Raw genomic sequence first — 21,056 nt, forward strand, 5'->3', positions numbered from 1 at the left:
CGAAATTTTTGCTGAGGCGTGACCCGGCGCGCAGCGACCTGTCTGGCCGTGAACACCGGAGGCATGCGTCAGTGCAATTTGTAGGCCAGCATAAGGCGGATCTAGTCGTCGCCGACGCGCTGGATGTCTGCCCCCACCAACTGCAGCTTCTCTTCAAGCCGCTCATAGCCGCGATCCAGGTGATAGAGCCGCCGAACAGTCGTCTCACCTTCTGCCGCAAGCCCTGCCAACACTAGGCTGAAGGAAGCGCGCAAATCGGTTGCCATCACTTCTGCACCCGTCAGCCGCTCAACGCCTTTGACAATCGCCGTGCGCCCCTCGGTTTCGATATCCGCGCCCATCCGCGCAAGTTCGGGCACGTGCATGTAACGGTTCTCGAAAATCGTCTCTTTCAGCACGCTGGTGCCTTCCGCCTTGCATAGCAGCGCCATGAGCTGCGCCTGCATGTCTGTCGCGAGGCCAGGATATGGAGCTGTCGTGAGATTGGTCGCCTTGAGTTTGCCATTCGCTTTGACGCGGATTGCCTTCGCCTCTTCCTCAACCTCAACCCCGATATTGCGCAAGGCATGAATCGTGGCCGCCATTTCATCGGGCTTGGCCCCTTCCAGCCGTACGTCCCCGCCCGTTATCGCGGCCGCGCATGCATAGGAGCCCGCCTCGATCCGGTCCGGCATGACGCGATATGTTGCCCCGTGCAGCCGCTTGACACCATAGATGGTCAAATCTGACGTGCCGATCCCTTCGATCTCCGCCCCCATCGCGACCAGCAAATTGCACAGATCGACGATTTCGGGTTCGCGCGCTGCGTTGAACAACCGGCAGGTTCCGCTGGCCAGTACCGCCGCCATGACCGCATTCTCTGTCGCGCCAACCGACACGACCGGGAAATCAAACTCCCCGCCCGGCAATCCGCCATCGGGCGCCATGGCTCTAACGTAACCCTGAGCAAGCTCGATCTCGGCACCGAAAGCTTCCAACGCCTTCAAGTGCAAGTCGATCGGCCTGTTTCCGATCGCGCAGCCGCCCGGCATGGAAACCGTCGCTTCACCCATTCGCGCAAGCATTGGGCCGAGTACAAGGATCGACGCGCGCATCTTGCGCACAAGGTCGTAAGGCGCAACGGTTGACGTGATACGTGGCGCCTCCAGGCTCATCACCCGGCCAAAATCCTCTGGACGCGTTCCCTGCACAACCGTTGTGATCCCGAACAGGTTCATCAGGTGTTGGAACCCGTCAATGTCCGCAAGCCGCGGAAGATTGCGCAACGTCAAAGGCTCTTCAGTCAGAAGCGCGCAGGGTATGAGAGTGAGCGCAGCATTCTTCGCGCCTGAAATGGGAATTGTCCCCTCGAGGCGGTTACCGCCTTTGATTACCAACTTGTCCATTCATCGCTCCTAGCCCAACATTCCGTTCACGCAAATGAACAAGATTTGCCAGCACGTTCATTGCGCTTGCGGGCGTGTGGTTTGCTCCCTATCCCTAGGCCCTATGAGCACACCCAAACCGATCAAGAAAGCCGTCTTCCCCGTTGCCGGGCTCGGCACCCGATTCCTGCCTGCGACGAAGGCTATCCCTAAGGAATTGTTGCCGATCGTTGATCGTCCGTTGATCCAGTACGCGGTCGACGAAGCGCGCGAAGCCGGGATCGAACAGATGATCTTTGTGACGGGTCGGGGAAAGACCGCGATTGTAGAACATTTCGACATGGCGTTCGAACTTGAAACGACCATGAGCGAGCGCGGCAAGGACATGAATGTGCTGGAGCCGACACGTGCGACGCCGGGCGATATCATCACTGTGCGCCAACAAGTGCCAATGGGCCTTGGCCACGCGATCTGGTGCGCACGCGCGATTGTTGGCGATGAGCCCTTCGCGATCTTCCTGCCCGACGAGCTGATGATCGGCAACAAAGGCGGATCGGGCTGTATGAAGCAGATGGTCGATGCCTATAGCCAGACCGGCGGCAACCTGATCAGCGTGCTAGAAGTGCCGCATGAGGAAGTTTCAAGCTATGGCGTGATCGATCCTGGCAAGGAAGATGGCTCGCTGACTGAAGTCAAAGGCCTGGTCGAGAAGCCACCCGTTGAAGAAGCGCCATCGAACAAGATCATTTCAGGCCGCTACATCCTGCAACCGGAAGTGATGCGCACGCTTGAAAATCAAGAGAAGGGCGCTGGCGGGGAGATCCAATTGACCGATGCGATGGCGAAGATGATCGGGACCCAGCCGTTCCACGCCGTCACATTCGACGGCAAGCGTTATGACTGTGGCAGCAAACTGGGCTTTGTCGAAGCCACGCTGGCTCTGGCTTTGGATCGCGAGGACATGGGCGCTGATGTGCGCAAGATGGCGGAGCGACTGCTCGCTAGCTAGTTGTAAAGCGCAGCGGCAATGTCTTCAGCCCGCCAACAAATGTGGAAGTTGCGCGTTTGGGCTCTCCAGCCAGTTCAATACTTTCGATCCGGTCAAGAATAGTCTCGAACAGGATCTTCATCTCCATGCGAGCCAAGTGAAGGCCAAGGCATTGGTGCGCGCCAGCGCCGAATGCTGCGTGGCGATTGGGCGATCGCGACGCATCAAAATCACGCGGGTTTTCAAACTGCGCCGGATCGTGATTGGCCGAGACATAGTTGATCATCAGCCAATCGCCTTTCTTGATTTGTTGCCCGCCTATTTCGACATCTTCTGCCGCAGTACGCATGAAATGCTGCACCGGAGTGGTCCAACGGATCGCCTCTTCGACGATCCCCGGCAGCAGGGTTCGGTCTGCCTTGACCCGCGCCCATTGCTCCGGGTCTTGCGCGAGCGCCATCATCGCGCCGGCCGTAGATGCAGAGGTCGTGTCGTGCCCGGCTGTAGCGACGATAATGTAATATCCCGCCATATCACGTTCGGGTAACGGCTCACCATCAACAGTGGCGTTGGCGATAACGCTCGCTACATCGTCTGTAGGATTGGCCCTGCGGTCCGCCGCCAGTTCGGCGAAATAGCCTTCAAAGGTTTTGACAGCCCCGGCAACTAGCTGGACCACCATCTCTGGCGTCATATTCTCCATGCCAGTGCCAGACAGATCGGCATCCTGCCCACCGAACAATTGCTGTGTCAGCATTTGCATGCGCGGTTCGTCTTGCTCCGGCACGCCAAGAATCTGCATCACAACATGAAGCGGATAGGGTCCCGAAACGAGCTTGACGAAATCAACAACGTCACCATTGCCACCAGCCTCGATCAGACGGTCAACCGTGGCGTTCGCGATGGCGCGGATCTCATCCTCCATCTTTGCCAGGTTGCGCGGCATGAACCAGTCTTGCGTCAGGCGGCGATACTTGGGGTGAATCGGGGCGTCGAATACCACCAGCGAATCAACCAGCATGTTCGATCCGGTGGCTTTACGGCTGAATTCAATCGCATCGCGAAAGCTGAATACAACCGGGCGCGGGTTGTTGAGGAAGGTTTGATTGTCCTTCGATATCCGCATCACATCTTCATATCGTGTGACAAGCCAGAACGGGTCGAACAGCTCCCCGTCTTCTGGCTCTACCCGTGCGACCGGGGCTTCTTTGCGCAGCCGGTCAAAGGTATCGAGCAAGCCGTCCCATTCAGCATAGGAGTGGGGATCAATAACTTCGCGTGCGACATCGGGCGGCAGGATTGCAGGACTGTTAGCCATCACGCGCCCTCCTGCGCCTTCGCCGCATACTCGTCGCGCAACTCTCTCTTGTAGAGCTTGCCATTGGCTTCCCGCGGCAGGTCCGGGCGGAAGTCGAACAGCTTGGGCATCTTGATGCGCGCCAATTGCGGGCTGAGATAGTCGCGCAGCTCCTGCTCGAAATCGTCACCAGCATTGCTCATGTCCGTGGGCTGGACGACTGCAACAACCTTTTCGCCAAGATCGGGATCGGGCGCGCCGATCACCGCAGCATCCATCACCTTGTCATGGCTGACGAGCAGGTTTTCTATCTCTTGAGGATAGATATTCACCCCGCCAGAGATGATCATGTGGCTCTTGCGATCAGTTAGATAGAGGAAGCCCTCATCGTCGACATGGCCGATATCGCCCAGCGTCATCCAACCCTTTGGATGCATGGCATCCTTCGTCTTGTCCGGATCGTTGTGATAGGTCGGCAAAATTTCGTTTTCGAAATAGATCAGCCCGTCTTCGCCCGCTGGCACCTCTTCCCCGTCAGGCCCACAGATATGCAGGGTGCCGTGGATAGCGCGCCCGACACTGCCAGGATGAGTAAGCCAATCTGGCGAATGGATCATCGTCATACCGATGCTTTCACTACCAGCATAATATTCGTTCACGATCGGCCCCCACCACTCAATCATCTGTTGCTTGATGGGCACCGGACATGGTGCGGCGGCATGAAGCGCGCGTTTGTGGCTCGATAAATCATACTTGCCGCGAACCTCTTCAGGCAACTTCAGGAAACGGACAAAATGCGTAGGCACCCATTGACTGTCAGTGACCTGATATTTCTCGATCGCGGCAAGGGCGGTCTCCGGATCGAACTTTTCCATCATCACCACGGTCCCGCCCAGGCGGTGCACGGTGGATGACCATCCAATCGGGGCAGCGTGATAAAGCGGCGCCGGCGACAGGTAGACCATGGTGCCGTCAGCCGGCATGCCAGCCCCCATCACGGCAAGACCTATCAAGGGATTCACTGCTTGTGGATCGGGATCTTCAGGGGGCTTGGGCCTGATGCCCTTGGGCCGGCCAGTCGTACCGGAAGAATAGAGCATCACCAGGCCCGCCGTCTGGTCAGCAATCGGCTCCGGACTTTGCGCAGCCAGTGCATCGGCAAAGCTTTCTTCACCTGCTTCATCCATGATCAGGACTGGCAGATCAGGGTGTTCGGCACGGATCCCGGGCAGGACGTCGTCGAAAGCGCGCGAAGTGATCAGCAACTTCGCCTCGCTGTCCTTCAGGATATAGGCGATTTCAGGTGCTGTGAGCCGCGTCGATATCGGCACCAGCATAGTGCCCGCACGCTGCGATCCCCAGATCAGCGTGTAAAACTCAATTCGGTTCTCCAGCAACACAGCAAAGGCATCGTCTGCAGCAAAGCCTTTCGCCCGCAACAGGTGTGCAAAACGATTGGCCTCGGCATCCATCTCGCCAAAGGTCATCATTTCACCGCTGCCCGCCATGATGACTGCGGGGTGGTCAGGCCGGGCCTGTGCATGGTGAATAGGGTGCATCTTGGTTCTCTCTCCTTTGCGGGTCTGGATAACCGCCCGCTTTGGGATAGAAACCTAATAGTTCAGCGCATGCGCACAAGAAAAAAGGCGGCGGGAAAACCCGCCGCCATTGATCGGACATCCTCTCCTCTGTCCGAATTCCGCTTCCAGGCGGAAAACCTTTGCTGCGGCCAGCTATTCGCCCCCTTGGCCGCCTTCAACTTCCGAAGCCTCTTCCAACTCCGCCAGCTGCTGAATCACTGGAGCTTCCACCATATACGGAATCGGATTGACTGCAACACCTGATACACGAACTTCGTAATGAAGATGCGGTCCGGTAGAGCGACCTGTTGAACCAACATAGCCAATCAGATCGCCTTTGCTGACCCATTGCCCCTCAGCCACTGCGAGCCGGGACATGTGAGCATAACGTGTTTCAAGTTCTGCGCCGTGATCGATTTCAACAAACAGACCATAGCTGGAAAACCACTCTGCACGATCGATAATGCCGTCCGCTGTCGCGTAGATGGGTGTACCGGTTGGCGCCGCCAGATCGATACCCTTATGCTTGCGACGGCCGCCCAGAACCGGATGCGTGCGCATCCCGTATCCACTGGTCAGCTTCGCATCTTGAAGGGGCATGATAGACGGTACGGAAATCGGAGCGGTGACAGTTCCCGCATCTTCGCCGTTTTCTTCCAGGGCTTCCCAGCTGGCGAACAATTGCTGATAGCGAACGTCACCTTGAAGAAGTGATTCGTCTTGCGCGTCACGAACTGTATCCCGGATATCGACCGATGCAGCATTGGTGTTAGCGAGAGCTGGTGCCGCCGCTGTAGCAGCGAAGCCTGCTGCAGCTAAAACTGCGGCGCGGCTAATAGTTTTCAGGATTTGCGATCCGATCAAAACTTGTTCCTCAACACGGACCTTTTGTCAGATCCGTTTTGTTTAAGAGCGACCCGAAGATGGAGCTGTTTGAACTGCACCCATGGGCTGGCATCTTTTCGATGACGCCTTTGTACAATTTTGGGTTAACGGCCAAAAAGTTTACGAAGCAATAGCGTCGTAGAAGTCTCGCGATAAACCGGCAGCAAGACGCGCCGAGTCGTTAAATGGTGGCTTAACGTTCCCACGGAAGTAGCGAGAAACCAGATTTTGCCAGCTTTTCTGGGGTGATTCTTCTGCTTCGTTAGCCAGTGCGATAAAGTGCTTGGTGCCAAAGCCGACATGGCGAATCTCATCGTCAAGGATTCGTTCGAGAATTTTGGCGCCGTTTTCGTCGCCCGCTGATCTGACCCTTTGAAGCGTCGACGGTGTGACATCGAGCCCGCGCGCCTCCAGCACCATTGGCACAATCGCAAGCCGCGCGCGGATATCATCGCGGGTCTCATAGGCTGCTTGCCACAACCCTCCATGCGCAGGCAGCTCACCATATCGGCTGCCTAGACTTTCAAGTTTTCGAGCCAGAAGGGCAAAGTGCATGGCCTCGTCTGCTGCAACGGAGAGGAAGTCGTTCACGAACTCCCTGCCCATCTCGCTACCGAACCTCCCGACAATATCGAGCGCAAGGTCGATCGCGACGAATTCAATATGAGCCAGCGAATGCCACAGAGCTATGCGTCCGCGTTCCGATCCGCCTTTGCCGCGTTTTGGCATTTTGTTGGGCGGGAGCAACTCGGGCTGATCCGGACGCGCGGGTTCATCCGGCATCTCAACGTCGAAAACAAACTCCAGCCGACCAAGGCGCCAGTTGCGCGCGACTTCACGCGTTGCCATGGCCTTGGCGCGCGGATCAGCTGTCAGAAGCGCTGACCGGGTGGCGGTTGCTAGCGAAGCCATGACCCGAAGCTATAGCGCCTTCGCCGCGGACAACACCTCCTCCGCGTGCCCTTTCACCTTTACCTTGTTCCACACCTGCGCGATCTTGCCATCGGTACCGACAAGGTAGGTTGTGCGCACCATGCCCATGTACGTCTTCCCGTACATCTTCTTTTCGGTCCAGATGCCGAGCGCATCGGACAAACCGTTCTCTTCGGCATCGGTTGCAAGCGGTGTTGTGAGATCATGCTTGGCAATGAAGTTCTGGTGCTTCTTTGCCGAATCCTTGCTGACACCAAGCAGCGCAACGCCGGCCTGATCAAAATCGCCTTTAAGCGCGGTGAAGTCTTTCGCTTCGGTCGTGCAGCCCGGCGTGTTGTCTTTCGGGTAGAAGAACACAACCAGCTTCTGGCCGGCAAAGTCGGAAGCCTTCACAACGCCGCCATCGGGAGTTTCCATTTCAATGTTGGGCATCGCATCGCCAACATCCGGGAAAATGCTCATTCCTCTATCTCCAGTTCCAAATCAAATGTCTGTTGCCAAATCGCGGCGACGCATTGCCGCGCCTCACGCAGTCTACGCAAGAGCGCGTCATAAGTTTCGCAATCGCACGCATCGGCCAGCGCGCTAGCGGCTGATTTCGGAGGCGTCGCCAGATCTGGAGCAAGAAGCCGCCCTGCCACCAGGGCGCGGGTCAGCAAGTCATGCGCTGGCTTCGCCTCTGCGGGAAGCAGCTGTTGATCGATCAGTTCGAGAATGGCTGTGCCCAGATCAGGCTGTAGCGCAACTCCATTGCGCAGCTGGAGGAAATGAACGGCAAATTCCAAATCAACCAGTCCGCCGCGCATCAACTTCACGTCAAGCAGACCGCTGGCGGGTTTGTGCTGTGCCATTTCATTGCGCATTTTCAGCACGTCTTCGCGCAGCCGCGCCGGATCCCGCTCTTGCGCCAGCACATTGGCGATCAGCCCCTCGAGTTGCGCGCGCGCCGCATCACTCCCCACCAGAACGCGCGCGCGGGTAAGCGCCATGTGCTCCCAGGTCCACGCCGCTTCGCGCTGATACTTCTCAAAAGCTTCGATCGTAACAGCGAGCGGCCCTTGAGCACCTTGTGGCCTCAGACGCGTATCGATCTCGTAAAGCGCGCCATGGGCGGTCGGCACTGACAAAGCGGCGCTTACGCGCTGAGACAGGCGATTGTAATAATGCGTGCCGCCCAGCGGGCGTTCTCCATCTGACTCTGCGCTCGTCTGCCCTGTAAAGAGATAGATGATGTCCAGATCGCTGGCATGCGTCAGCGCTCCACCCCCTAGTCTGCCCAGGCCAAGGACCATCAACTCGCTATCGACAATCTGGCCATGCTTGACGGAAAATTCCGTGCTGGCCGCTTTGTGTGCAACCTGCAAACCTGCCTCTGCCGTCCGGGAAAGGGCCGCTGCGATATCAAGCGGATCGTGGACGCCCTGCACCAGCTGCAGACCAAGCGCAAAGCGCAGCTCGCCCGTGACGATACGGATACGGTCAAGCTGACGCTCATAATCTCGCGCTGCATCGCCTGCTTCCATGCGTGCAGCAATTGTGGCGACATTGCCCGGCAGGTCCATTGCGCTCGCGTCAATAAGCGTGTCGAGCAATTCAGGCCGCCGCCCCAATTCCTCCGCCAAGGTGGGGGCCAGCGTCAGAATTGCCATCAACTGCTCGAACAGGCCCGGGCGCGCTTCGAGCAAGCGGAAAAGGTTGATCGCAGAGGCTGCATTGGCAAGCACGCTTTCCCAACGCAGCATTGCGCGCTCAGGATCGTCAGCTCCGGCGAAAGCCTCAAGCAGAGCGGGCAGCATGGCATCAAACGCGTCGAGAGCTGCGCTGGATTTGAGAGCTTGATAACGCCCGTCACGCCAGCCCGTCACCCGTTCCGCTAGCGTTTCCGGCTCGTCGAAGCCCAATGCATTGAGCCGGTCCGCCAGCGGGGACACCGCCGGTGCAATTGGAACGGCATCGCTGCCGCCATCCAGCAATCGGTCATATGCACGGGCCACCTGATCGGTAACATTGCGTAGATCGTCGAGCAGCACGTCACCGTTATCCAACCCGTCCAGCCGCGCCACTGCATCAAGCGCATCACCTGCGGGCAGTGCGTGCGTTTGACGGTCACCCACCATCTGCAAACGGTGCTCGACCACTCGCAAGCGATCATAGGCTGCGCCAAGCACAGTCGCCTCTGAACTTTCGATCCGACCCGCGGCCGCCAACGCATCAAGTGCAGCGCGGGTGCCGCGTAGCCGTAAGGATGGATCGCGGCCACCATGGATCAATTGATACGTTTGCGCGAAAAACTCGACTTCGCGAATTCCGCCGCGTCCATGCTTCAGGTTGAAACCCGGGCCTACTTCATTGGGGCCTTTGTAGTTTGATCGGATACGCTCGGTCAGTCGGCGAATCTCGTCAATCGCACCAAAGTCCAGACTGGAACGCCACACGAATGGTTTGATCGCGCTCAAGAACTGTTCGCCCGCCGCAATATCGCCGGCACAGGCGCGTGCGCGAATAAAGGCGGCGCGTTCCCACGCCAGAGCCGAGCTCTCATAATGGGTCAGCGCAGCGTTGGTAGAAATCGCCAGCGGGCTGACTTCGCTTGCGGGCCGAAGCCTCAAATCGACTCTGAAAACATATCCTTCCGCTGTATTCTCAGACAGAGTCCTCACAATTTCGCGCGCATAGCGCTGCGCCGCTTCCCCCGGTTCATCACGTTCGCGCCTTGGTAAAGTGTCTGGATCGTAAAGCAGGATCGGATCGATATCGGAAGAATAGTTGAGTTCATGGGCGCCATGCTTGCCGAGCCCAAGTGCAATGAGGCCGCGCAAGTCGGCGCCTTCAACCCGGCGCAGAATGGCATCGTTGATCGCCAGATCAAGCGCACGATCTGCCAGATCAGACAATTCGACCATCACGAAATCGAGCGAAAACGCCCCGGCCAGATCACCAATCGCCAGCGCCGTGGCATAAGCCAGACGTTCACGGCGCAAAGCGACACCTGTCGAAGGCGCCCCTTCGCCCGCCTGGCGGGCCCATTCGAGCGCAGCGTCACTGCTACCCTGCTCCAGCAAGTCCGCCAGCTCCGGTTGCCGCTCCAGCGCGCGCGCCAGAAATGGCGCCTCCGCCCGCGCCCGCGTCAAAGCATGCTGCCAATCACCGTTCATCCTTGCTCACTGCCTTCACAGGCATGCAAGCGCAAGCGTCGCAATCTCTTGCCCCTGGGCTGCACGCATGCAAAGGGAGCGCGCATTGCTTTCTGACAGAGGACACTTCCCTAATGATCACAACAAGGATCAAGACCGGATTCATTGCAGCCACTGCCGCTCTAACGCTGACTGCCTGCGACATGATGGGCACAAGCGAACCAGCGCTTGATATCCCAGAGGTTGCAGCCGGCGATATTTCGCAAGCGACCATGGTGGATATCACGCGGACGCTATCCAGCGACGAGTTCGAAGGTCGGATGCCCGGCACAATAGGAGAAGAGCTGACAGTCGCACTTCTAACCGAGAAGTTCGAGGCCGCTGGCTTACAGCCGGGCAATGGCGATAGCTGGGTTCAGGATGTCCCATTGGTCGAAATCACCGGCAAGAATTTCGCACCTTTGACAATCACCAATGGCGAAACCGATCTGGTCTATGACTTCGGTAACGAATGGGTTGGCGTGACCTATCGCGAGGATGCACAAACCCAGCTTGCGAATAGCGAGCTGGTGTTCGTGGGCTATGGCATCAATGCGCCCGAGCGCGACTGGAACGATTACGAAGGGGTGGATGTAACAGGCAAGACCGTTGTCATCCTTGTCAATGACCCCGACTGGCAAACTCAGGGACTGGAAGGCCCCTTCAACGGCCGTGCGATGACCTATTACGGACGGTGGACGTACAAATACGAAGAGGCTGCAAGGCAAGGTGCAGCAGGCGCGATTATTGTTCATGACACCGAACCGGCGAGCTACGGGTGGAATGTGGTTGAATCGAGCTGGTCAGGTGCTCAGGCCTATCCCGAATATGGCGCCAATGCACCGGCCCGCACACTTGTAAACGGCTGGGTCCAGATGGATGTAGCGCGCGAGATCCTGAGCGCTGCCGGGCAAGACCTTGATGCCTTGTCCGAAGCTGCGAAGAGCAAGGATTTCAAGCCGGTCGAGCTCGGCTTTACTGCGTCGACCAGCTTCCAGAACGACATTCGCAAGTTCATGTCGAAGAATGTGATCGGCGTGCTGCCGGGGGCGACGCGCCCGGACGAATATGTTATCCACACGGCCCACTGGGATCACCTAGGCCGCTGCACGCCTGCGCCCGACGGTGATGACATCTGCAACGGCGCGGTCGACAACGCCACCGGCACCGCAGCGTTGGTTGCACTGGCGGAAGCGCACGGTAAAGCTGGGGCACCCGATCGCAGCCTGGTGTTTCTGGCGGTAACCGCAGAGGAATCGGGCCTGCTCGGCGCGCATTACTATGCCGAAAACCCGGTCTTCCCGCTCGCGCAGACCGTCGGCGGCATCAACATGGATGCATTCGATATGGCCGGTCCAGCGAAAGACGTGACTGTCGTTGGGCCTGGTAAGTCTCAACTCGACCTGTTTCTCGAGGCCGCGCTGGTTGCGGACGGGCGCGTGCAGACACCAAACCCGTCGCCCGAAGCCGGTTACTACTACCGCAGCGATCATTTCGCCTTCGCAAAGCGCGGCGTGCCGATGCTGTATCTCGATGGCGGGCAGGATCTGATCGATGGCGGTCGGGAAGCCGGAGCAGCCCTGGCCGACGACTATCGCGCCAATCGCTATCACGGACCAAAGGACGAATTTGACGAGAATTGGGACTGGTCGGGCGTGATGGCCGATTTGCAGCTGTTCTATCGCTTGGGCCGGATGATGGCGATGAGCACAAGCTGGCCCAACTGGAACGAGGGCGACGAATTCAAGGCGACCCGCGATGCGGATTGTGCCGGCAGCGAAACCGGCTGCTGAATTCGTCTGAACTGATCGAGAGAGCCGGTCCGTGGCTGATATCCTGATGCCGCCTGAATGGGCACCGCAGGACTGGCTGTGGATCGGCTTCCCGCATCTGGCCGATGAATGGCCGGGCTATCTTGAGGCGGCGCAAGAACAGATTGCCGCTTTCGCGAGCGTCGTCGCGGAAGGCGGACAAGAGGTGCGCCTGCTGGTGCGCGACGAAGCCAATGAAGCGCGCGCGCGTGAGTTGGTCTCTGCCAGCATCAAGTTGGAGCGCCGGGTCTATGGCGACGTCTGGTTACGCGATACCGGGCCGCTGGTGCGCGGCGATGGATCCGCGCTGCGTTGCGGTTTCAATGGCTGGGGCGGCAAATATTTGATGCCGGGGGACCAAAGCATTGGTGCCGAAATCGCATATGATGCGGGATTGGCAGTCATTGACGGTGACTGGATACTGGAGGGTGGTGCCGTTGACGGAGATGGGACCGGCATTGCGCTGACCACCGAGCAATGCCTGCTCAACGCAAACCGCAACCCGCATCTCTCGCGCGCAGATATCGAAGCGCGGCTAGCGCGCGATCTGGGATTTACGCAGGTCGTGTGGCTAGGCGACGGACTGATCAACGATCACACCGATGGCCATGTCGACAATCTCGCGCGCTTTGTTGCGCCGGGAGAAGTTGTTTTGCCGCGCGCCACAGGCGGCGATGATCCCAATGCAGCGATCTATGCCGATGCGAAGGCCCGCATTCTTGATGCCGGGCTAAACCTACACGAGATTCCGTCGCCTGGCCTGGTCGAGCGAGACGGACAGATCGAACCGGCCAGCTACGTCAATTTCGCGATCACGACGCATCTGGTAGTGGTGCCAACGTTCGGCTCGCCGCATGATGACGACGGCGTGGCGGCGATTGGGGAGCTTTTCCCGGATCGCGAAACAGTCGGTTTGCCGGGGGATGCAGTCCTCGCAGGCGGGGGTGGGTTCCACTGCGCCAGCCAGCAGATGCCGCGCCTATGAGCACGCATTAACGGGTCGTTAGGAATTGAGGCGGATAATTCCGCTCATGTCCAAGGTCATTTCTTTGACGCGCGCGGTCCGCCTGTCGGATAAAGTCGCAGAGGCACGGCTCGAGGTGATCCGCGTTACGCTGGTCACGACTTGCGCCGTCGCACTCATCGCAGCCGACCGCGCGCTTCCTTTTTAAGACCGGACTTAGCCGCGCAGATCAGGCGCGGTTGCTTCTTGCTTCAGCATCGCAATCGCTTCATCCAGGCTCATCACGCGTTGATGCTTCTCGCCCAGTGTCCGCACGGCAACGGTGCCTTCCTCTGCTTCGCGCATTCCGACAACAAGCAGGTGCGGAACCTTCGCGAGTGAATGCTCGCGAACCTTGTAATTGATCTTCTCGTTGCGGAAGTCGCTCTCAACACGGATGCCCGCAGCTTCCAGCTTGGCGACCGCCTGTTCTCCGTATCCGTCCGCCTCAGAGGTGATCGTCGCCACCACAGCTTGAACCGGCGCGAGCCACACCGGCATCCGCCCGGCGTAATGTTCGATCAGGATCCCGATGAAGCGCTCGTAGGAACCGAAGATCGCGCGGTGCAACATGACGGGGCGGTGCTTCCCGCCATCTTCGCCGATATAGGTTGCATCGAGCCGCTCTGGCAGCACGCGATCAGACTGGATCGTGCCCACCTGCCATGTGCGGCCGATCGCATCGGTCAAATGCCATTCGAGCTTGGGCGCATAAAAAGCGCCTTCGCCAGGCAATTCTTCCCAGCCATACTCCTCTGTCGCCATGCCCGCTTCGATCACGGCGTCGCGCAGTTCTTGCTCCGCCTTGTCCCAGTCCTCATCAGAACCGAACCGCTGCTCCGGGCGCAGCGCCAGCTTGATGTGATAGGTGAAGCCGAAATCCTTGTAGACGCTGTCAGCAAGTTCGCAGAAAGCGCGCACTTCATCGACGATCTGCGCCTCGGTACAGAAGATATGCGCATCATCCTGCGTGAACTGACGCACGCGCATTAGGCCGTGCAGCGCGCCGTGTGGTTCGTTGCGGTGGCAACAGCCCATTTCGCCCAGTCGGATCGGAAGTTCCTTGTAGCTGGTGATGCCTTGCTTGAAGACCAGCACATGCGCGGGGCAGTTCATCGGTTTCAGCGCCATCCAGTCGGCATCGCCGGAGATGATTTCGCCTTCGTCTTCGGTGTTCGGAACCTCGTCAGGGATGACGAACATGTTCTCCCGATATTTGCCCCAGTGGCCCGATTGCTCCCACTGGCGCGCGTCCATCACTTGCGGCGTCTTGATTTCCTGATAGCCGGCACCGTCCATCTTGCGGCGCATATAGGCCTCAAGCTCGCGCCAGATCTTATAGCCATTGGGATGCCAGAACACGCTGCCATGCGCATCTTCCTGCAAATGGAACAGGTCCATCTCGCGTCCGAGCTTGCGGTGATCGCGCAAGGCGGCCTCTTCCAAACGGTGGAGGTGCGCATTCAGCTGCTTCTTGTTCAGCCAGCCGGTTCCGTAGATGCGCGTCAGCTGCGCATTGCTTTGATCGCCGCGCCAATACGCGCCCGCAACGCGCATCAGCTTGAAGGCGTCCGGGTCAAGCTTGCCGGTCGAGGCCAGATGCGGCCCGCGGCACATGTCGAGCCAGTCATCACCTGACCAGTAAACTGTCAGCTCTTCATTCTCAGGTAGCTCTTTGGCCCATTCCGCCTTGAAGGTCTCGCCTTCAGCTTCCCACTTCTCGATCAGCTGTTGGCGCGACCAGACTTCGCGGCGCAGCGGCTTGTCCGCTTTGATGATCCGCCGCATTTCCTCTTCGATCGCTGGCAAATCATCCATGCCAAAGGGATCGCGGCTAGCGGGCGCCATCACGTCATAATAGAAGCCATCGTCAGTCGCCGGACCAAACGTGATTTGCGTGCCTGGCCACAGCGATTGCACCGCCTCTGCCAAAACATGCGCATAGTCATGGCGGGCGAGTTCGAGCGCGTCGGCCTCGTCACGGGAGGTAATCAGCGCCAGTTCGGCATCGCCATCGAACGGCCGATTGAGATCGCGCAGTTCCCCGTCGACACGCGCGGCGAGCGCGGCCTTGGCTAAGCCCGGTCCAATCGCGGCCGCAATGTCTGCCGGGGTCGATCCAGGCTCGACTTCGCGCACTGATCCATCGGGCAAGCTGATCTTCAGAAGTTCGGTCATCAAATTCGTCCGTCTCGTCTAGGCGGTGTTTGCAAGCGCCACTGCCACAAGCAAAGGCACACCGAAAGGGCGGTGTCACGTGATTAGTCAAATTTTCGGGAGGCTGACACCCAAGCCACCCGAAATCGGGTGGCGGTGACTGCGACTATGCCGCGACCAACCGCCCCCGGATATCCGAGGTGGTAGTTGTCGTGGTCGTGGTCAGCAGTTTCGCCATGGCGAGGCATATAGGCACGAGTTGTTGCGATGTCATTAGCGCAATTCTTCACCCTTCGCGCGGAAAGCAAGCGCTCCATTATGGAAGGTGTGCTTGACAATCACTCGAATCAATGTCAAATACCCTTTCCATATTTGAAAGGAAACTTGACCAATGAATAACATCTATAAGGGATTGGCCGCAGCCGCGTTGATGCTCGTCGTTGCCGCAATCGCAAGAAGCACAGGCGTCAACTCGAACATCTCGTTTAGCGTCGTGACCGCAATCTCCGGCTTCGCCGTATTGTGGATCACGCGTGGCACAAAGCAGAACGGCAACCGGTGCGCGCGATGACCTCAGATTCCTCATCCTCGGCTACCAGACTATGCCTTGGTGCCGCCGCTTCGTCTGTCATCGGAGCGATTGCGCTGCTGTTCCTGTGGAAGTCAGACGCCATTAACACCACTACCGCCTACATTCTTGCGATCATCCCTGTCAGCCTGATGGTCTTCGCTTTTGTCAGAAGCCTGAAGATGGCCAAAAACAACAGCAAGGCATCGCATCGCTATCTGACCCGGATGGCGCTTGTGATGGCATTCTACCTTCTTACGCTGTTTGCAGCGGAACACTTCATCGAAGACCGCGGAGTGACAGGTTGGTTGGCAGCCGTCCTTGCTCTGCTTCCCGGGCTTTCGTTTGCTGGCGTAATCTGGATCTTCGGTGCCTTGATCGTGGAAGAAGACGATGAGTTCTACCGGCTACTCTATGTGCGTCAGGGGCTGATCGCGACGGGGGTGTCCTTTACGCTGGCGGCGATCTGGGGCTTTCTTGAAACCTACAACATCGTAGATCCTGTGCCCGCGTTCTGGTGGCCGACAATATGGTGCTTGGGAATCGGGATTGGCGCCATTGCCAACAAGCTAAAATACGGCACCTACGGAGAGATTCGATGAATAATCGTCTCAAGGTCCTCCGCGCAGAACGCGACTGGAGCCAACAGGACCTGGCTGATCGCCTTGAGGTCAGCCGTCAAAGCGTGAATGCGATCGAGAAAGGGCGCTATGACCCCTCGCTTCCGCTCGCATTCAAAATCGCCGATGTCTTCGAACTACCCATCGAAGAGATCTTCAGCCGCGACTAGCTCTCCCCCCAAGCTAGATCGTGAGCTCGCGGGAGCCGGCGGAAGTGGAAATCCGTTTGGCTCCCGCAATACGTGTAGAGCGCTGGCGTATACCCGCCATGAAACGAAATTCTGCGCTGGCACGCTCTGGGGTCAACTCAACCACCATATAGCCGCGCTGCGACGTATCTGCATATTTGAGGGGCGCATTGTGGCTGACAATTGCGCGGGACAGATCCTGCGGCGGAATCGCGCCCAGATAGCTTTCCAAGCCTGGCGAGCTAACTGAATGTGTCGCAAACTCCACGCCAACCTTTTCCCCCGAATGCGCCAGATCAAAGCCCCAGGCATTGTGTGTGTCGCCCGCTAGCGAAATCAGGTTCGCATCCGCTGAAAGCGAGGCCTCAAAAACGCGTGCGCGCGCGGCGGGATAGCCATCCCAAGCATCCATATTCGCGGGCAATCCCGCACCGCCTGCCAGCGTACTGGCCTGCACCCGTCGCCGGATGAAATCAGGCGCGCTATCGGGCACCGCCTCAGCGAGTTGGGGCGCAGTAAAGAGCTCACCCATCAAGACCTGCTGGACCAACACTTGCCATTGAGTCCCCGCCTTGCGCGACGCCATCAGCCGATCCGCCAACCACGCCTGTTGTGACGCGCCGAGCAATTCGCGATCTTTGGCGCGATAGGCACCTTCACGGAACGCCACCAAGGCCGCACCCATTTCTTCTGGCGAACGCTTGCCCTGAATCACTTCGCCAATATTGAACTGTTTCTCGCGCCCCTCCAGCCGCGTATCAAGCCGCAGAAGCGTCGCCAGATCACCTAGCTGATATTCGGCATAGGGCTCATCCGAAACCGGCATCCATTCGCGATAGACGCGCTTTGCAGCGGCCTTGCGCACTTCCCAATCGCCTTCAGTTTCCGGCTGATGGTTTTGCGCACCATCTTTCCAGCTGTCATTGGCGCTTTCGTGGTCATCCCACACGCTAATCATCGGCAGCAACTGGTGTATCCGCCGCAGGTCAGGATCGCGGCGATAGGTGGCATAACGCAGCCGGTAATCTGCCAGCGCCACGATCTCGCTTTCCGGCCATAGCAAGCGGTCAGGATGCGCATCGCCCGCTGATGGATAGGTCCCACGATTGTACTCGTAGATATAGTCTCCCAAATGCACAGCAAGATCGACATCGTTTGCCTCAGCCGCATGGGCATAGGCATTGAAATAGCCGAATCCGTAATTAGAACAGCTTAACACTGCCATGCGGAAGCGCTGCGTCGCGCCTGCAGGCAGGGTGCGCGTACGGCCGATATCAGACATCGATCCGTCGGGAGCAACAAACCGATAGTAGTACCAGCGGTCCTCGCGCAGACCATCGGCCCAGGCCTTCGCGCACCAATCGGTTTCAGCGCTGGCTCTGGCGCTGCCTCCCGCGACCATTTCGTCAAATTCAGGGGTCACGCTGACCTGGAACTCAAGCCACACGTCTTGGTCCGAAACGAAGCGCGTCCACAACATCACTTTATCCGGGCCCGGTTCGCCGCTGGCAACGCCATGCGTAAAGCCAGTGCCGAAGCTGCGAGCAAAGGCGGGCGTGCTGGCCGTGGCGGCTGCAAGTCCGCCAAGCTTGAACAGGTTGCGGCGGGAAAGAGCCGTAGAGGCTGCAGATGGAGCGGGTGGTTCAGTCTTTATCATGATCGTTCCGTAAGCTGCGCCTGTGTCGAAGAAATGACAAGTGTGAATGCGCTGTCCCTCTTGCACTAGTCATGCTTGCAAGGGCATGAAGCGCCCCCATGAGTGATGTGCAATTTCACGAAATGAGCGATGGACGGCGTCTCGCCTATCGTCATTCTCGCGGCCGTGGCCCAGCGATGGTTTTCCTGCCCGGGTATATGTCAGACATGGATGGCGGCAAGGCGACTGCGATCTTCGCTCGCGCGCAAACTGAGGGCCGCGAGTGCCTTCTGCTCGATTATTCGGGCTGCGGGCAATCATCGGGAGAATTCGCTGACGGATCACTCAGCACATGGCGCGATGAAGTTCTCGCATTGATCGACACCTGTATTGACGGTCCAGTTGTCGTCATTGGCTCTTCGATGGGTGGTTGGCTGATGCTGCTGGTGGCAGCGGCTTTGGGCGATCGACTGGCAGGCCTGGTCGGAATTGCAGCGGCGCCGGATTTTACCGACTGGGGATATTCGGACGAACAGAAAGCGCAGCTGGCGGTGGGGGAGACGATCTGCGAAGACAATCCCTATGGACCGGAGCCGACCCCGACGCACGCCAAATTCTGGCAGGATGCGAAGACCCATCTTCGCCTGAAAGGCCCAATCGAGATTTCCGCTCCTGTACGTTTGCTCCACGGCCAGCGGGACGATGACGTGCCATGGCAGATCAGTATGCGGCTTGCTGAACACCTCCGTTCGGATGATGTACAGATTGCTTTGGTCAAAGACGGCGATCATCGTCTGTCGCGAGAGCAGGATATCGCCTTACTCCAACGACAGGTTTGGAGCCTTCTGGATTAGGATCACCCAATGTTTTTGACTGCCACAATTTTACCTTTCTTGCTGCAAGCCGGGCTCGATCCAGCCCGCGGCGGTGTGCCTGATTACTCCGCCGACATACAGGACCGTCCGCCGCGCGAACTCTCAATCATAGATGCGCCTCAACCCACGAGTTGGCTGGCCCAGTGCCTCGATCAACTGGAAAAAGAGCCGACGCGTGCGCATGTCCAGGCGCAGATCCGGCGAGACACCACCAATGGGCAGGATCGCGTGCTTGCCAACCATTGTCTGGGCCTTGCGTCAGTAGAACTCGGCCGATGGGAAGAGGCGCGCGCGGCTTTCACTGCATCGCGCCAGGAGACCCCTGAAAAAGAGGCCCGACTGCGCGCACGATTTGGAGCAATGGCGGGCAACGCGGCATTGGTAACCGGTGATCTGGATGGGGCCCTGGTACTGCTGGATGCGGCACGCGGCGATGCAGTGGCGGCAAGTGCAGGCGGCATGCAGGGTTTGATCGCACTTGACCGGGCACGGGTGCTGGTGGGCCTTGATCAACTGGCAGCAGCAGAAGAGGCGCTGGCTGAAGCGCGGCGATTGCAGCCCGAAGATGCGGAGACACGGTTGTTATCGGCCACGCTCCTACGCCGGATGGGCAAGCTGGCGGAGGCTCAGGAACAGATCGAACAGGCAGCCAAGCTTGATCCCACGGGGCCGGCCATTGGTCTGGAAGCAGGTGTCATCGCGATCCTTGACGGGCGCGAAGACGCAGCACGCAGCAGTTGGCAATCGGTTGTTGAACTATCGCCAGACACCGAGTTTGCGCAAAGCGCGCAGGTCTATCTCGATCAGCTGGGACCGGCGACAGAATGACACAGCTATCCGTACTCGACCTTGTACCCGTGCGCGAAGGCGGCACGGTCAGCGAAGCGTTGGCCAACGCTGCACAGCTTGCCAGAGCTGCAGAGAAATATGGCTATGGCCGGTTCTGGGTGGCGGAACATCACGCGATGGATGGCATCGCCGGTGGAGCAACTTCGGTCGTGCTCGCGCACATCGGCAACGCGACCTCCCGCATCCGCATAGGTTCTGGCGGGATCATGTTACCCAACCACACGCCGTTCCAGATCGCTGAACAATTCGGCACGCTCGACGCGCTCTTTCCCGGGCGGATCGATCTGGGGTTGGGGCGTGCACCGGGCGCCGGGCCTGAACTGCAACGCGCGTTGCGCAAGAACCTGCATCAGGCCGCCGAGATGTTCCCGCAGGATGTTCTGGAACTGCGCGCACTCATAACCGGTGACGTCGATCTGCCGATCAATGCCACTCCGGGACGCGGTGCTAAAATCGAATTCTGGATGTTGGGCTCAAGCTTGTTCGGGGCACAGCTCGCCGCCAAGCTCGGCATGCCCTATGCCTTTGCCGCGCATTTCGCGCCTGACCATCTCGACGCTGCACTGGCGCTCTATCGGCGAGATTTCGAACCCTCCGAGCATTGCGAAAGACCGCATGTGATGGTGGCAATGAATGTGTTCGCAGCTGAAACCGATCAAGAGGCCGAATTGCTTGCGTCCAGCCAGCAACAAAGCTTTGTACGGCTGCGCAGCGGCAACCCCGGCAAACTGCCTCCACCAATCGCAGAATACGCCGACATTTTGCCAGCACCGGCGCAAGCGATGCTGGAACATTTGAGTCAGGCCGCGGCTGTCGGATCTCCTGCGACAGTCAAAGAGAAGATCGCCGCATTTGTTGAACGCACCAAGGCGGATGAAATCATTGTTTGCGGCGCGACATATGATCCAGAGGCTCGCATGCGTTCGCTCGATCTTACTATGCAGGCCGTGAACCGATAAGCGCCGCGCATAATTCCGTAGCGGAAAAACTGTGCGTGGCGAACAATTCTAATGTAAAGCCGTCTCTGCGCTTTCGGCTTTGAAATGTGAACGTTTCTTCGCTTGCGGGGGCGCAGTGAGAAGCCTATCGGCGCATCATTGATAAACGCGAACAATAGAAAATTGCGCGT

General features: G+C 58.6%; 19 protein-coding genes. 10 read left to right on the forward strand and 9 right to left on the reverse strand.

Features of this window, described 5'->3' with window-relative positions; genetic code table 11:
* Nucleotides 1–101 precede the first annotated feature (101 nt).
* Nucleotides 102–1,385, reverse strand: coding sequence for a UDP-N-acetylglucosamine 1-carboxyvinyltransferase (gene murA, locus A6F69_RS01475; protein ID WP_067596626.1), 1,284 nt, complete (start codon nt 1,383–1,385; stop codon nt 102–104).
* A gap of 103 nt (nt 1,386–1,488) precedes the next feature.
* On the opposite strand from murA, the gene galU reads away from it, so the two are divergent.
* Nucleotides 1,489–2,373 (forward strand): UTP--glucose-1-phosphate uridylyltransferase GalU, encoded by an 885-nt coding sequence (galU, locus tag A6F69_RS01480; RefSeq protein ID WP_067596627.1) that lies wholly within the window; start codon nt 1,489–1,491, stop codon nt 2,371–2,373.
* Here galU and A6F69_RS01485 read toward each other — a convergent pair.
* The 6 genes from A6F69_RS01485 to A6F69_RS01510 all read right to left on the reverse strand — a co-directional run bounded on the left by A6F69_RS01485 (nt 2,366) and on the right by A6F69_RS01510 (nt 10,202).
* Nucleotides 2,366–3,670 (reverse strand): cytochrome P450, encoded by a 1,305-nt coding sequence (locus A6F69_RS01485; RefSeq protein ID WP_067596628.1) that lies wholly within the window; start codon nt 3,668–3,670, stop codon nt 2,366–2,368. The two genes, galU and A6F69_RS01485, sit on opposite strands and share 8 nt — an antisense overlap.
* Nucleotides 3,670–5,208, reverse strand: a complete 1,539-nt coding sequence (locus A6F69_RS01490; protein ID WP_067596629.1) for an acyl-CoA synthetase — start codon at nt 5,206–5,208, stop codon at nt 3,670–3,672. Before A6F69_RS01490 ends, A6F69_RS01485 begins: the two co-directional genes overlap by 1 nt.
* A 174-nt stretch (nt 5,209–5,382) precedes the next feature.
* Entirely contained in the window at nt 5,383–6,093 is a 711-nt protein-coding gene (locus tag A6F69_RS01495; RefSeq protein WP_067596630.1) for a M23 family metallopeptidase, read from the reverse strand.
* Between the two features lie 141 nt (nt 6,094–6,234).
* A complete protein-coding gene (locus A6F69_RS01500; protein ID WP_067596631.1) occupies nt 6,235–7,026 on the reverse strand; it encodes a ferritin-like domain-containing protein in 792 nt (263 codons plus the stop codon).
* A gap of 9 nt (nt 7,027–7,035) precedes the next feature.
* Nucleotides 7,036–7,509 carry a peroxiredoxin gene (locus tag A6F69_RS01505; RefSeq protein ID WP_067596632.1) on the reverse strand — a complete coding sequence of 158 codons (474 nt, stop codon included), beginning with the start codon at nt 7,507–7,509 and terminating at the stop codon, nt 7,036–7,038.
* Nucleotides 7,506–10,202: a bifunctional [glutamine synthetase] adenylyltransferase/[glutamine synthetase]-adenylyl-L-tyrosine phosphorylase gene (locus A6F69_RS01510; RefSeq protein WP_067596633.1), complete on the reverse strand. Its 2,697-nt coding sequence runs from the start codon at nt 10,200–10,202 to the stop codon at nt 7,506–7,508. The genes A6F69_RS01505 and A6F69_RS01510 overlap by 4 nt, the downstream gene beginning before the upstream one ends.
* Nucleotides 10,203–10,315: 113 nt before the next feature.
* Between A6F69_RS01510 and A6F69_RS01515 the strand changes: the two genes are divergently transcribed.
* Genes A6F69_RS01515 through A6F69_RS13025 form a run of 3 tightly spaced genes read left to right on the forward strand, consistent with a single transcriptional unit; the run spans nt 10,316 to nt 13,203 of the window.
* Nucleotides 10,316–12,013 carry a M28 family metallopeptidase gene (locus tag A6F69_RS01515; RefSeq protein WP_179946163.1) on the forward strand — a complete coding sequence of 566 codons (1,698 nt, stop codon included), beginning with the start codon at nt 10,316–10,318 and terminating at the stop codon, nt 12,011–12,013.
* A 46-nt stretch (nt 12,014–12,059) separates the two neighbouring features.
* Complete coding sequence (locus tag A6F69_RS01520) at nt 12,060–13,016, forward strand: agmatine deiminase family protein (RefSeq protein WP_067602197.1); 957 nt, start codon at nt 12,060–12,062, stop codon at nt 13,014–13,016.
* Between the two features lie 46 nt (nt 13,017–13,062).
* Nucleotides 13,063–13,203: a hypothetical protein gene (locus A6F69_RS13025; RefSeq protein WP_157092814.1), complete on the forward strand. Its 141-nt coding sequence runs from the start codon at nt 13,063–13,065 to the stop codon at nt 13,201–13,203.
* 8 nt (nt 13,204–13,211) lie between these two features.
* Here the strand turns inward: A6F69_RS13025 and thrS are convergent, their stop codons facing one another.
* A complete protein-coding gene (gene thrS, locus A6F69_RS01525) occupies nt 13,212–15,212 on the reverse strand; it encodes a threonine--tRNA ligase (protein WP_067596634.1) in 2,001 nt (666 codons plus the stop codon).
* Nucleotides 15,213–15,582: 370 nt separating this feature from the next.
* On the opposite strand from thrS, the gene A6F69_RS01530 reads away from it, so the two are divergent.
* From A6F69_RS01530 to A6F69_RS01540, 3 genes are read left to right on the forward strand one after another with little or no spacing between them, the layout of a single operon-like run.
* A complete protein-coding gene (locus A6F69_RS01530; protein WP_067596635.1) occupies nt 15,583–15,762 on the forward strand; it encodes a hypothetical protein in 180 nt (59 codons plus the stop codon).
* Nucleotides 15,759–16,361: a hypothetical protein gene (locus A6F69_RS01535; protein ID WP_144573546.1), complete on the forward strand. Its 603-nt coding sequence runs from the start codon at nt 15,759–15,761 to the stop codon at nt 16,359–16,361. The genes A6F69_RS01530 and A6F69_RS01535 overlap by 4 nt, the downstream gene beginning before the upstream one ends.
* Nucleotides 16,358–16,549 (forward strand): helix-turn-helix transcriptional regulator, encoded by a 192-nt coding sequence (locus tag A6F69_RS01540; RefSeq protein WP_067596637.1) that lies wholly within the window; start codon nt 16,358–16,360, stop codon nt 16,547–16,549. Before A6F69_RS01535 ends, A6F69_RS01540 begins: the two co-directional genes overlap by 4 nt.
* 13 nt (nt 16,550–16,562) lie before the next feature.
* Here A6F69_RS01540 and A6F69_RS01545 read toward each other — a convergent pair whose 3' ends face one another.
* A complete protein-coding gene (locus A6F69_RS01545) occupies nt 16,563–18,224 on the reverse strand; it encodes an alkaline phosphatase D family protein (RefSeq protein ID WP_067596638.1) in 1,662 nt (553 codons plus the stop codon).
* Between the two features lie 98 nt (nt 18,225–18,322).
* On the opposite strand from A6F69_RS01545, the gene A6F69_RS01550 reads away from it, so the two are divergent.
* The 3 genes from A6F69_RS01550 to A6F69_RS01560 are packed head-to-tail and all read left to right on the forward strand — an operon-like array spanning nt 18,323 to nt 20,886.
* A complete protein-coding gene (locus A6F69_RS01550) occupies nt 18,323–19,057 on the forward strand; it encodes an alpha/beta fold hydrolase (RefSeq protein ID WP_067596639.1) in 735 nt (244 codons plus the stop codon).
* Nucleotides 19,058–19,066: 9 nt separating this feature from the next.
* Nucleotides 19,067–19,906 (forward strand): tetratricopeptide repeat protein, encoded by an 840-nt coding sequence (locus tag A6F69_RS01555; protein ID WP_067596640.1) that lies wholly within the window; start codon nt 19,067–19,069, stop codon nt 19,904–19,906.
* Nucleotides 19,903–20,886: an LLM class flavin-dependent oxidoreductase gene (locus A6F69_RS01560; protein ID WP_067596641.1), complete on the forward strand. Its 984-nt coding sequence runs from the start codon at nt 19,903–19,905 to the stop codon at nt 20,884–20,886. Before A6F69_RS01555 ends, A6F69_RS01560 begins: the two co-directional genes overlap by 4 nt.
* Nucleotides 20,887–21,056 lie beyond the last annotated feature (170 nt).

This window comes from Altererythrobacter ishigakiensis, assembly GCF_001663155.1.
Classification (GTDB): Bacteria; Pseudomonadota; Alphaproteobacteria; order Sphingomonadales; family Sphingomonadaceae; genus Erythrobacter; species Erythrobacter ishigakiensis.